The following is a 12928-nucleotide window of genomic DNA, read 5'->3' as shown; positions in this document are numbered from 1 at the left end:
GGTTGACGACGGTCACGTAATTGCGGTTCACGTACGTCACGTTCGTGATGTTGACCTGCCTTTCGCGATCCCGACGCGACCCCCACCACGGAAGGAACGGATCGCGCGGAGCGAGCGGGAACCAGCCGACGTAGCCGCCGCCCCCGCCGATCGTGATCGAGGCGGACCACCCCGGGCCGCCGCCGACGAAGGCGACGAGCGCCGGCGAATACGACACGGCGACTCGCGGACCCGCCGGCACCCAGTACCAGCGGGACGAGTAGGTCACCCATCGTCCGTAGTGGTACGGCGCCCATCCCCACGGCTCGGCGCCGACCCACGTCCAGCCCCACGGGTCCTGCCAGATCCACTGGCCGTCCCGGTAGGGCATCCAGCCCGCCTGGACGGACGACGGAGACCAGCACCGTCCATACTGCGGAACGTCTTGCCACTGGCCGTACTGGTCGAGATCTTCGACGCCGACGACGTCGGCGTTGACGTACTGGTAGGACCGGACGCGGCGGAACCGGGAGTCGCGCAAGCTCACCCACCGGTCCCAGGAGTCGATCCGGCCGAGCCCGACCACGTCGTAGGAAGGGTTGTCGAATCCCTGGATCGAGATCTCGTTGCCCGACGAGATCGGGATCTCGCCCCCCGCGGCGGAGACGGTGACGTGGCCGCTCCGCACGACGACGTGCGAGTAGCCGTTCTCGTCGACGTCGACGCGGTAGTTGCCGGGCGTGTCGAAAGTCACGGCGACGTTGGGCGTGTCCACTTCGAACACCTCGTCGTTGCGCAGCCGCCGGACGCGGAACGACGCGGTCCCGGCGGCGAGCGACAACTGCTTGACGTCGTCCGTGAGGTTCAGCGCGGTGAGATCGGTCTGCGGCGCCATTCGCACGAACGTGCCGCCGTGGACCTGGAGCTCCATCCGGGAGCGATCGCCGGTGTAGACCCGATCGCCGAGTGTCACCGGGACGTTCACGACCGCCGCCTCCCACGTGTCCGGGGCGTCTCCCCGGCTGTACGACGCGTCGTCGCCGTCGACGTACGAGATGCGGGCGACCGTCTGCTGGATCTGATCTTCCCCGGAGTCGGGGTAATAGCCCTGGTTTCCGTAGTCCTGCGCCCGCGCCGGCAGGGCCGCGATCGCCAGGATCGCCCCCGTCAACAGGCCGAGCGCAGTCTTCGTCTTCGTTGTGGTTCTCATCGAGCAACCTCCGGCCGGCACAGGCTGCGAGGCTCGTGCCAACCCTGCATTTCGTTTCGGAACGGGAAGCTACTGAAAACGGGGAAGTTGTGTCCCATTGGATCCGCGAATCGCCGCCGTTCTCGTCCTCGTGCCGAAAGCGATGTCATATTCTTGGGTCATTATGCACACTCCTACTCGGACGGCGAGATGCGCTTGTATCCTCCTCGCCGCCCTGCTCGCGGGGTGCGCCCGCCGGCCCTCTCGGGAGATCGACGAGGCCAAGCGGCGGCTCGTCGAGGCCGAGGCGGCGCAGGCGCCGATCTATGCCCCCTCGTCCTTCGAGGAAGCGCGACGCGCTCTCCACGAGGCGGAGCGGCTCGCGGCGCAGCGCAAGTACGGCGACGCCCGGATCGTCGCCCTCGAGTCGGCCGCCCGCTCGCGCTCGGCCGTCGGCCTCACCGCGGAGAACCGGAAGAAGATGCTCGAAGCGCTCCGCGTGAACATCGAGGCCACGCAGCGGCAGCTCGCCGACGCCGAACAGGAGATCTCGGTCGCCGTGGCGCAGCACGTCGACGCGAAGCAGATCGACATGTTCCGGCGGGATCTCGCGGGCGCCCGCGCGAAGCTCGACTCAGCGCGCCGCTCCCACGCCGCCGGCGACCTCCCGGGCGGCCGGAAGGGGTCCGAGGACGCGCGGATCGCCGCTGACATGGTCCTCCGCGAGATCCGCTTCGCGATCGCCCAGAACCCGATCTCGCATCCGGCGCCCCGGAAGAGCCGCCGCCGCCCGTGAACGATCCGCCGCTCCTCTGGCACGGCGAGGCCGCCGGCATTCTGGAGGTGTCGGGCGGCGACCGCGCGGCATTCCTGCAGGGCCTCGCGACCGCGGATTTCCGGACGCTCGGCTCCGGCAGCGCGCTCTGGAGCGCGGCGCTCACGCCGACCGGCAAGGTCCTGTTCACCTTCCGGGCCGCCGATCGCGGCGATCGCGTCCGCCTGCTGCTCTCCCCCGGCCGCGTCGAGCGGGCGGCCGCGCATTTCGGCAAGTACGCGCTCTTCCGGGACGTGCGGGTCGAGGCGCCTCCGTCGAAGTTCGTCCGGCTCGACTTCTACGGCGAGGATGCGCCGCCCCCGCCGGACGAAGTCGACGCGTGGCCGCCCTTTTTCGAGCTCCGGGCGACGTGGATCGTCGACGCGGACCGCGCGGGAGCGATCCGGGAACGCCTGGCGGCGGCCGGCGCGGAGATGGCCGAGGAGGAAGCGCAGGCGCGGCGCATCGAAGCGGGACGTCCGGACGACCTGCGCGACATCGACGAATCGCGCACTGCCGACGAGGCGGGGCTCGCGGCGGCCGTGTCGATCGCGAAGGGATGCTACGTCGGCCAGGAGATCGTCGCTCGCATGAGGACCTACGGGCGCCTTCCGCGCCGGCTCGTCCGTTTCCGCTTCTCGAGCGGTCCTCCCGCTCCCGGGGAACGCCTCGTCCGCGCGGACGACCCGGCGCGCGAGGCGGGACTCGTCACGTCCTCCGCGCGGTCGCCGTCGGGCCCGCTCGGCCTCGGCTACGTCGGCCGCGACGTCGAAGACGGCGCCACGCTGGCCGCGGCCGGGGGGCGCGAAATCGAGGCGCGCATCGAACGGATCGTCGAGCCGGACGGCGAGCGAACAGTCGAGCCCGACGGCGAGCGAAAAAAAGACGCGTGAAGGCCGACTCGGAGCTCCCGGTCTTTTCGGCGCTCATCGCCGCCCAGCTCTTCCTCGGCGTCTTCCCGGTCATCGGAAAGATCGCCCTCGCGACGATTCCGCCCCTCCCGTTCGCTTTTTTCCGCGTCGGCGGCGCGTCGATCCTGCTGTGGCTTCTCTCCCTCCTGCGGCCGAGGGAGCCGATCGCGCGCGAGGACCGCGGCCGCTTCTGGCTGCTGTCGTTCCTCGGCGTGTCGGTCAACCAGATCTTCTTCATCACGGGGCTGTCGCTCTCGACCGCGATCAACGCCGCGATCCTGATGACGACGATTCCCCTGCTGACGCTCGGCTTCGCGATCCTGGCCGGACGGGAGTCGGCGGCGTTGCGCAAGATCGCCGGATGCGCGCTCGCGCTCGGCGGCGCCCTCGTCCTCGTCGGCGCGGGACGCTTCGACTGGCGGAGCGACCTCTTCCTCGGCGACGTGCTCCTGATGACCAACGCCGCCTGCTACTCGCTCTACCTGGTGCTCTCGCGCGACCTCCTGCGGAAATACTCGGCGGCGACGTTCATCCGGGTCACGTTCCTGATGGGCGCGGCGCCGGTCCTCGTCTTCGCCGCGGTGCCGATCGCGCGCATGCGATTCTCGCGGGTGACGGAGACGGCGTGGCTGTGCCTCGCCGCGGTGATCGTGTTCGCCTCGGTCGCCGCCTACATGTTGAACGCCTGGGCGCTCGCTCGGACGCACGCCTCCCGTGTGGCCATCTTCGTGACGCTGCAGCCCGTCGTCGCGACGGCGCTCGCGATCGTCTGGCTGGGCGAGCTGCCCAACGCGAAGACCGGTGTGGCGGCCGGATTGATCGCGGTGGGGCTCGTGGTCTCGCGCCCGCCCATGGTCCGCCAGCTCGATTAGCCGGTGCGGCGATGCATCGAGTGGTATCCAGCGGAGGCCGCGTCAGCGGCGGACGCGTCGGATCGCCGAGCACGCCCGTGCGATGGCCATACGCGCGTCCTCGGCCGCCGGTCCCTGTGACGTACGTTCACAGTACGCCTTCGGGTCCGGCGGCCGGTGGGCGCGCGTCTCGCTCGCGCCTCACCGCACTTCGCCGTTTCCGCAGCCTGCCGGCAGGTGGAGGAACGAAGCCGCCTGCGCGGCACGTCTGGCCGCGCCTCTGCGTCTTCATTCCGATCCACGGCAACCCGCCGCCGTTTTCGTCTCGGCGATTCCGTTCGCGATGGCTCCCTGAAGGGAGCCAGAACGGTCCCGTCGAGGGTGCCGCCGCTCGGCGATAATCGGCGCGTGCAAGTCCTGCCCAGCGCGTGCCCGCTCGACTGCCCCGACGCGTGCAGCCTCGAGGTCGGTGTCGAGGGCGGGCGTGTCGTCTCCGTCGGAGGAGGCCGAGCCAACCCGGTGACGGAGGGGTACATCTGCGCCAAGGTCCGGCGATTTCCGGAACGCCTCTACGGGCCGGACCGCCTGCGGCGGCCGGGCATTCGCGCCGGAGCGAAAGGCGCCGGCGAATTTCACGACGTTTCGTGGGACGAGGCGTTCGACGCCGTCGCCCGTCGGCTCCTCGAGGCCCGCGACGACTTCGGCGGCGAGTCGATCCTTCCCTACTCTTACGGCGGCTCGAACGGTTATCTTTCCCAGGACACGACCGACGAGCGGCTCTTCCGGCGCCTCGGTGCGTCGCGCCTGGCGCGCACGATCTGCGCCGCTCCGACTCGGCGCGCCGCGGAGGGCCTCTACGGAAAGATGCCGGGGGTCTCGTACGAGGACTACGCGGAAGCCCGGCTCATCGTGGTCTGGGGCGCCAACCCTTCCGTCACCGGGATCCATCTCGTGCCGAAGATCTACGAGGCGCAGAAGCGCGGCGCCCGCCTCGTCGTCGTCGACCCCCGCTCGACGCCGCTCGCCCGGCGCGCCGATCTGCACCTCGCGGTCCGGCCGGGGGCGGACCTGCCCGTGGCGCTCTCGCTCATCCACTGGCTCTTCGAGACCGGCCGCGCGGACGAGGGTTTCCTCGCGCGCCATGCGACCGGGGTCGGGGGCCTGCGCGCGGCGGCACGGGTCTGGACGCTCGATCAAGCCGCGGCGGCTGCCGGGGTTTCCGCCGCGGATCTCGAGCGGCTCGCGCTCTGGTACGCCGAAATCTCTCCGGCGGTGATCCGGTGCGGATGGGGCCTCGAGCGCAACCGCAACGGCGGCTCCGCCGCGGCCGCGATCATGGCCCTGCCGGCCGTCGCCGGGAAGTTCGGCGTCCGCGGCGGCGGCTACACGATGAGCAACTCGCCCGCCTGGAAATTCGACTCCGCCGCCGCGGAGGGGGCGCCCGAGACGGGGACGCGCATCGTCAACATGAACCGGCTCGGCGAGGCCCTCGCTCCCGAGACCGCGCCGCCCGTGAAGGTCCTTTTCGTCTACAACTCCAACGCGCTCGCGACGGCGCCGCTCCAGGAGAAGGTCCGGGAAGGGCTCCTCCGCGACGACCTCTTCACCGTCGTCTTCGATCAGGTGATGACCGATACCGCCCGGCACGCGGACGTCGTGCTGCCGGCAACGGCGTTCCTCGAGCACCGCGAGATGTCGCGCGGCTACGGGGCGTACGTCCTCCACGACGCGCGCCCGGTCGCGCGGCCGGAAGGGGAGGCTCGGCCGAATGTCGACGTCTTCGCGGAGCTCTGCCGGAGAACGGGCGTCGCCCGCTCCGGCGATCTCGAGAGCGCCGAGGAGATCGGCGCCGCGATCCTGGCCCAGAGCCCGCGCGCGGAGGAGATCCGCCGTTGCCTCGATTCCACCGGCGCCGCCTTCCCCGATTCCGGCGCGCGGCCGGTCCAGTTCGTGGACGTGTTCCCGCGGACGCCGGACGGGAAAATCCGCCTTTTTCCCGAGGCGCTCGACCGCGAGTCGCCGGCGGGCCTCTACGCCTTCCGGGAGCTGCCGGACGACGCGCGTCACCCGCTCGCGCTCATCTCCCCCGCGTCGGATCGGATGATCAGCTCGACGCTGGGAGAGCTCGACCGGGACCCCGCCGCGCTCGAGATCCATCCGGAGGACGCCGGCCGCCGCGGTCTCGGCTCCGGCGACCCCGTCCGCGTCTTCAACGGGCTCGGCGAGGTCCTCACGTTCGCGCGCGTGACCGCCGAGGTCCGCCCGGGCGTCGTGCGGCTGCCGAAGGGGCTCTGGGCGCGCCACACGCGCAACGGCCGCGGCGCCAACGCCCTCTGCCCCGACACGCTGACGGATCTCGGCGGCGGCGCCTGCTTCAACGACGCGCGCGTCGAGGTGGAGCGCAGCGCCTCTCCCGAATGACCGGGGTCGGCGTTCACACGACATAGAATCCGGCCGTTAGGAGCGAAACGAATGACGAAATCTCTCCTCGTTATCCTGCTGGCGTCGATCGGCGCCGCAACGGCGGCGGCCGGCTCGTCGCCGGACGCCGCCGAGCTCGCGAAAATGGCCGGCCGCCTCGCGCCGACGCCCCTGCGCGTGGATCTGTCGCGGCTCTCGCCCGGAGACCGGAAGGCCGTCGCGAAGCTGATCGACGCCTCCCGGATCGTCAACGACATCTTCCTCGACCAGCTCTGGAGCGGAAACCGCGCGGAATACCGCAAGCTCCAGGCCGACCGGTCACCGCTCGGACGCGCGCGGCTCCACTACTTCTGGATGAACAAGGGACCGTGGTCGGAGATCGACGGATACACGGCCTTCCTCCCCGGCGTTCCCGCCACGAAGCCCCCCGGCGCCAACTTCTATCCGGAAGACATGACGAAAGAGGAGTTCGAGTCCTGGGAAAAGGGGCTTTCCCCCGGGGAGCAGGAATCCGCGAAGGGGTTCTACACGGTGATCCGGCGGGATGCTTCGCGCAAGCTCACGATCGTCCCGTACAGCCGCGAGTACCGCGCCGATCTCGCCCGGGCCGCCGACCTGCTTCGCGAGGCGGCCGCCGCCACGGACAACGCGACGCTCGAGCGCTTCCTCACCGCGCGCGCATCCGCGTTCCTGTCGAACGACTATTACGACAGCGACATCGCCTGGATGGACCTCGACGCCCCTGTCGACGTCACGATCGGCCCGTACGAGACGTACAACGACGCGCTCTTCGGGTACAAGGCCGCGTTCGAGTCCTACGTCACGATCCGCGACGAGAAGGAGACGGCGAAGGTCGCGTTCTTCTCGAAGCATCTCCAGGACGTCGAGGACCACCTTCCCGAGGACCCGAAATACCGGGTCGCCCGGCTCGGCGCCGCCTCGCCGATCCGCGTCGTCAACGAGCTCTTCGCCGCCGGGGACGGGAACCACGGCGTCGCGACGGCGGCCTACAACCTTCCCAACGACGACCGGGTCGTCCAGCAGAAGGGCAGCAAGAGGATCCTCCTCCGCAACATTCAGCAGGCGAAGTTCGAGAAGACGCTCGTCCCGATCTCGAAGATCGTTCTCTCGCCCGAGGACCGGAAGGACGTCGATTTCGACATGTTCTTCACGTGGATCATGGCGCACGAGCTCAGCCACGGGCTCGGCCCGCACGAGATCCGGGTGGGCGACCGGGCGACGAACCCCCGGCTCGAGCTCAAGGACCTCTACAGCGCGATCGAGGAGGCGAAGGCGGACGTGACCGGAATGTTCGCGCTCCAGCGCATGATGGACACGAAGGCGATCCCGGGCGGCGCGGCCGAGGAGCGCAAGCTCTACACGACCGTCCTCGCCTCCGCGTTCCGCACGCTCCACTTCGGTCTCCAGGACGCCCACGCGCGCGGCCAGGCGATGCAGGTGAACTATCTCCTCGACAAGGGAGGCTACGTCGCGCGGCCGGACGGCACCTTCGCCGTCGATTTCGGGAAGATCAAGCAGGCGATCGCCGACCTCGACCATGACCTGCTGACCCTCGAGGCGACGGGCGACTACGCGGGCGCCAAGAAGATGATGGAGAAGGACGCGGTGCTGCGCCCCGAGATCCGGAAGGCGGTCGACCGCCTCGCCGCCATTCCGACCGACATCGAACCGCTCTACACGACCGCCGAGTCGCTGACCGCGAAGACCGGCCCCCCCCGAAAGCGGCCCGGAGGGCCCGCGAAGCCGCCCGTGACGGGCCGCTGAGGCCGTTCCGGCGGGGACGGCGAACGCGATGCTCGGCGAAACGGCGATCTCCGTCGGGGGAGCCCCCCGGACGGCGCCGGCGCGGCGCCGGATCGATTCCGTCGACGTCCTGCGGGGGCTCGCGATGATCGTGATGGCGCTCGACCACGCGCGCGACTTCTTCGCCAACGCGCGATTCGACCCGCTCGACCTCTCGCGCACGACGCCGCCGCTCTACTTCACCCGCTGGATCACGCATTTCTGCGCCCCCGTGTTCGTGTTCCTCGCGGGGACCGGTGCGCGCCTTTCCCTCTCCCGCGGCCGCTCTCCGCGCACGCTCTCGCGTTTTCTCTGGACGCGCGGGCTCTGGCTCGTCATCGTCGAGGTCACGCTCGTCTCGTTCGGATGGTCGTTCGACCCCGGCCTGCACGTCATCGTGCTCCAGGTGATCTGGGCGATCGGCTGGTCGATGGTGTTCCTCGCCCTGCTCGTCCGGTTTTCTCCCGCGGTCGCGGGAACGATCGGGATCGCGATGATCGCGGGGCACAATCTCCTCGACGGCGTGCGCCCCGACGCCTTCGGCCCGGCCGCGTGGGTCTGGAACGTCCTTCACGTCCCCTCGTGGACCCCCATCGCGCAGGCGGACGGCCACGCGTTCATGCTGGTCTATCCGCTGATCCCATGGGCGGGGGTCATGGCGGCCGGCTACGCGCTCGGCGCCGTCTACGACTGGGAGCCCGCGCGGCGGAAGCGATTCCTCTGGCGCTGCGGCGCCGCGCTCTCGCTCCTCTTCGTCGCGCTGCGCTGGACGAACGCGTACGGCGATCCCCGCCCCTGGACGCCGCAGAAGAACGCGCTCTTCACGGTGATGTCGTTCGTCAACTGCGAGAAGTATCCGCCGTCGCTCCTGTACCTCCTGATGACGCTCGGCCCGTCGATCGCGCTGCTCGCGTGGCTCGAGCGTCCGGCCCGGACGGCGGCCTCGAAGGCGGTGGTCTACGGACGCGTGCCGTTCTTCTACTACGTCATTCACATCCCGCTCCTGCACGCGATGGCCGTCGCCGCGTTCCTCTTCACGTACGGCGGCGCCGCGCTGAAGGACGGCCCGGGCCATCCACCGCCCCCCGATTTCGGCTACGGTCTTCCCGCGGTCTATCTCGCGTGGGCCGCCGGTGTCGCGATCCTGTACGTGCCGTGCCGCTGGTTCGCCGAGCTCAAGGCGCGCCGGCGCGACCCGTGGCTGAGCTACCTGTGAGCCGGAGCGCGCGGATCGCGCCCCTGTCCGCGGCGGTCGCGCTCGTCGCCGCGGCCGCCGCGGCCGCCGTCCGGGTTCCCGACCCCGTCCCGATGAGCTGGACGATCGACGGAGTCCCCCGCCGGGCCCTCGTCTATCCGCCGGCCGTCGGCGGCGGACGTCCCGCTCCGCTCGTGTTCGCCTTCCACGGGCACGGCGGCAACGCGCGCGAGGCCGCGCGCTCGATGGAGATCCAGGACTCGTGGCCGCAAGCGGTGGTCGCCTACCTGCAGGGGCTCCCGACGGCGACCGCGATCGACCCGAAGGGGCGATTCCCGGGGTGGCAGCGGACCGCCGGCGAGGACGGCGACCGCGATCTGAAGTTCTTCGACGCCGCGCTGTCGACGATCGGCGAACGCTGGAAGGTCGATCCCGATCGCGTCTACGCCGCCGGATTCTCCAACGGCGCGATCTTCACCTACCTGCTCTGGGCCGAGCGCGCGCCGGTGTTCGCCGGGTTCGCGGCCTGCGCCGGCAAGATCTGGCCCCCCACCGCCCCGGCCGTCCCGAAGCCGCTCGTGGTGATCGCGGGGGAGCGCGACCGGATCCTCCCGATCGCGCAACAGCGGGGAGCGATCGAGACGGCCTGCCGGGTCGACGGCTGCTCGAAGAAGACGCGCCGGTGCGGACCGATGTGCCGGGCGTTCCGCTCCTCCCGCCGCGCGCCGGTCGAAGTCTGGATCCACCCGGGCGGGCACGTCTTTCCGCCGTGGGCCGGGCCGGCGGTCGTCCGCTTCTTCCGGAATCACCCGCGCTCGCCGCGCCCCTGAAGTTTGGGCTTCTCTACTTCCTCGGCGGGATCACCCGCACCGCGTCGCCGATCTCGATCACCATCCCGTCCTCCCCCACCTCCAGCGGCCCCGAATAGGTCTTCCGCGTGGGAGCGACGAGGTCGGCGGCGGTCGCAAAGGACGGGACGATGTGGGAGTAGACGGCGAGCTTCGGCTTCACCCGGGAAAAGATCTCTCCCGCCTGCTCGGGAGTGGAGTGATGGGCGATGATCCTCTCGCGCTGCTCACGCGAGAACGACGCCGCGGCGCCGCCCCGCTCGGCGTCGGGGGCGATCACTTCGTGAACGAGGACGTCGGTCCCGCGCGCGAACTTCACGAGATTGTCGTTGGGGCGCGTGTCGCCCGAGAGCACGACCGAATGCCGGCCGGCGTCGATCCGGTAGCCGAGCGCCGGGCGCACCGGGCCGTGATCGACCGAGAACGCCGTGACGCGAAGCGGGCCCTCCGTCGTGACGGAGCCGTCGCCGATCTCGTGCGCGTCGAGCACGGCGCCGGCGGCGGGGAGCTTCTCGTCGACGTCGCGCCGCACGTGGACGTCGAACGAGAAGGCGCGCTCGAGCCCGCGGCAGAGCGCACCCGTCCCCGCCGGACCGAAGACCCGGAGCGGCAGGGACCTCCCGAAAAGCCAGCCCGTCAGCCAGACGTCGGGAATCCCGACCGTGTGGTCGGAATGGAGGTGCGTCAGATAGAGGACCTCGACCTTCGGCGCGAGGCCGAGCGCGAAGAGCTTCTCCTCGGCGCCGCGCCCGGCGTCGAACAGGACGGCGCGGCCGCCTCCCTCGACGAGGATCGCGGGACCGCCGCGCACCGCCGGGCGCGGGTTGCCGGTTCCGAGCAACGTGACGGTCAGGACGGCCGGAGCGGCCGACGCGGCCGACGCGAGAGCGCCGCACGCCAGAAGGAGGAGGAGGCGTTTCAACGGAATTCGGCTTCCTCGGCCGTGCGCCGGTAGAGCGCGCGCAGCTCGGCGAGAATCGGAGGCGGAGGCGCGCATTTCACCCCGTCGAGCGATTCGATCGGCGCGATTCCCGTGAGGCTCGACGTGAAGAAGCCGCCGCGGCGAAGGCGGACCGCCGGGAAGGACCGTTCCTCGATCGCGAGACCGACGCGCGGAGCGTTCTCGAGCACCCACGAGCGGACGACGCCGGGCAGGAGCGAGGCCGAGACCGGCGCGGTCGCTGCCCGGCGCCCGGAGAGGAGGAACACGTTGCTCGCGGTCCCCTCGCGCACACGGCCGTGCTCGTCCAGGAAGATTCCTTCCTCGGCCGCCCGCCCGCGCGCGAGACGCGCGCCGGCGATCGACGCGCGGTAGTCGATCGTCTTCCACCGCGGCGTCGTCCGCTCCCAGCCGCGGGGCAGGAGCACCGCCCGAACACCGCGGCGTTTCCGGAGGATCTCCCGCGGAACCGGGAAGAGCATGGCGAAGAAGCGCCACGACCGGGGCCGGTCGAGGTCGTGGCCGACCGCCAGATACGACCACCGCATGCCGTATTCCTCGCCGCGGCGCGCGCCGCGGAGCGCCGCCTTCGAGGCGTCGCGAACCCTCGAGGGGCGCGGCCCGGGAACGCCGAGCGCGGCGCACGACGTCCGCAGCCGGGCGAGGTGCGCCTCGAAGAAGACGGGCCGCCGGTCGAGGACCCAGAGCGTCTCGAAGAAACCGACGCCCCGCGCGAGCGCCGGCGCGTCGACCGGGAGCGTGATGCGCGGAGCCTTCACCGCGGCGCCCCCTCGAACAGGGCGAGGAACTCGGCGGCCTTCCACCCGACCTCCTCGCGCTCGCGCGCGGCCGCCGATTCCCACGTGATGCCGCCGCCGGCGCCGTAGCGGACCTCCGAGCCGGCCGCGACCGCCGTGCGAATGGCGACGTTGAACGCGAGACGGCCGCGATCGTCGAAGAATCCCGCCGCGCCGGTGTACACGCCGCGCGCGCACGGCTCGAGGACGCGGATCGCCGCGACCGCGGCGCGCCGCGGCGCCCCGGTGACGGACCCGGGCGGAAACGTCGCGCGGAGCAGCTCGGCGGCGATCGTTCCCCGCCGCAAGCGTCCCGAGACGACCGATTCGAGGTGGTGCACGCGATGGGAGCGTATCCGGCAGAGGTCGAGCACGTCCACCGAGCCGTTTTCGCAGACTCGGCCGAGGTCGTTGCGGCAGAGATCGACGATCATCACGTTCTCCGCGCGATCCTTCGCCGAGGAGACGAGCGCGGCGGCCGCGGCGGCGTCTTCCGCGGGGGCGGCGCCGCGCGGCGCCGTCCCCTTGATCGGCCGCATCTCGACGGCGCCGCTCCCGAAGTCCGCGCGAAGGAAGAGCTCGGGCGACGCGGAGATCACGTCGAAATCGCCGGCGCGGAGGAGCATCGAGTACGGCGGCGGCTCGTCCCCCGCGATCCGGCGGTAGAGCGATCGCGCGTCCGGCCGCGACGGGAGCCGCGCGGCGAAGCGGTTGGCCAGGTTGACCTGGTAGAAGTCGCCGCGCGCGATCCCCTCCCGGATCGCCTCGTGCGCGGCCGCGTAACGCTCCCGGGGAAGGGATTCTCCGATCGACCCGGTCCCGCCGCTCTCGACCCGAGGGATTCGCCGCGCCGCGGGAAGGGCGCCGGCGCGGCCGAACGGCCTCACGTTCCCCGCCGGGTCGACCGTCCATCCCGAGTCGTGGCGGTAGAAAAGCGCGGCGGGCTCCGGGACCGGATCGAGACGCGGCGGCGCGCCTTCCCATGCCGCGCCGAGCTCGTAGGAGAGGAACCCGACCCATCCGCCGGCGAACGGCTCGGGGCCGCTCCCCTTCCGAACCGGGCGCGCGGCGTCGGCGAGAAACCTCTCGAGCTTCGCGGTCTCGCCGATCTCCGCCCGGAACGCGTCGATCGGCTCGGGAAGGGCGATCGTCCAGCGGCCGTCATCGCTCCAGCCGTCCA

General features: G+C 71.2%; 11 protein-coding genes. 7 read left to right on the top strand and 4 right to left on the bottom strand.

Annotated features, from left to right (window positions below):
• The coding region (locus VKH46_03270; protein ID HKB69836.1) for a DUF6600 domain-containing protein at positions 1 to 1189 on the bottom strand (1189 nt) is incomplete at its 3' end.
• Positions 1190 to 1352: 163 nt separating this feature from the next.
• Here VKH46_03270 and VKH46_03265 point away from each other — a divergent pair.
• The 7 genes from VKH46_03265 to VKH46_03235 all read left to right on the top strand — a co-directional run bounded on the left by VKH46_03265 (position 1353) and on the right by VKH46_03235 (position 9993).
• A complete protein-coding gene (locus VKH46_03265; GenBank protein ID HKB69835.1) occupies positions 1353 to 1964 on the top strand; it encodes a hypothetical protein in 612 nt (203 codons plus the stop codon).
• Positions 1961 to 2875 carry a hypothetical protein gene (locus VKH46_03260; GenBank protein HKB69834.1) on the top strand — a complete coding sequence of 305 codons (915 nt, stop codon included), beginning with the start codon at positions 1961 to 1963 and terminating at the stop codon, positions 2873 to 2875. Before VKH46_03265 ends, VKH46_03260 begins: the two co-directional genes overlap by 4 nt.
• Positions 2872 to 3765, top strand: a complete 894-nt coding sequence (locus tag VKH46_03255) for a DMT family transporter (protein HKB69833.1) — start codon at positions 2872 to 2874, stop codon at positions 3763 to 3765. The genes VKH46_03260 and VKH46_03255 overlap by 4 nt, the downstream gene beginning before the upstream one ends.
• Positions 3766 to 4152: 387 nt before the next feature.
• A complete protein-coding gene (locus VKH46_03250; protein HKB69832.1) occupies positions 4153 to 6165 on the top strand; it encodes a molybdopterin-dependent oxidoreductase in 2013 nt (670 codons plus the stop codon).
• 51 nt (positions 6166 to 6216) lie between these two features.
• On the top strand, positions 6217 to 7950 hold the full coding sequence (locus VKH46_03245; GenBank protein ID HKB69831.1) for a hypothetical protein: 1734 nt from the start codon (positions 6217 to 6219) through the stop codon (positions 7948 to 7950).
• A 28-nt stretch (positions 7951 to 7978) separates the two neighbouring features.
• A complete protein-coding gene (locus VKH46_03240; GenBank protein ID HKB69830.1) occupies positions 7979 to 9184 on the top strand; it encodes a heparan-alpha-glucosaminide N-acetyltransferase domain-containing protein in 1206 nt (401 codons plus the stop codon).
• Positions 9181 to 9993, top strand: a complete 813-nt coding sequence (locus VKH46_03235) for a PHB depolymerase family esterase (GenBank protein HKB69829.1) — start codon at positions 9181 to 9183, stop codon at positions 9991 to 9993. Before VKH46_03240 ends, VKH46_03235 begins: the two co-directional genes overlap by 4 nt.
• 13 nt (positions 9994 to 10006) lie before the next feature.
• On the opposite strand, the gene VKH46_03230 is transcribed toward VKH46_03235, so the two are convergent.
• The 3 genes from VKH46_03230 to VKH46_03220 form a co-directional block, all read right to left on the bottom strand.
• Entirely contained in the window at positions 10007 to 10933 is a 927-nt protein-coding gene (locus VKH46_03230; protein ID HKB69828.1) for an MBL fold metallo-hydrolase, read from the bottom strand.
• The gene (locus VKH46_03225; protein HKB69827.1) at positions 10930 to 11730 is read right to left on the bottom strand and encodes an aminotransferase class IV; all 801 of its coding nucleotides are present in this window, start codon (positions 11728 to 11730) and stop codon (positions 10930 to 10932) included. The genes VKH46_03230 and VKH46_03225 overlap by 4 nt, the downstream gene beginning before the upstream one ends.
• Positions 11727 to 12928 (bottom strand): anthranilate synthase component I family protein (locus VKH46_03220; GenBank protein ID HKB69826.1); only part of this gene is annotated, 1202 nt, incomplete at its 5' end. The genes VKH46_03220 and VKH46_03225, both read right to left, overlap by 4 nt.

The sequence above is a fragment of the Thermoanaerobaculia bacterium genome, assembly GCA_035260525.1.
Taxonomy (GTDB): Bacteria; Acidobacteriota; Thermoanaerobaculia; order UBA5066; family DATFVB01; genus DATFVB01.
Note: the sequence above shows the minus strand (reverse complement) of the source record. Positions and strands in the feature narration are given on the sequence as shown.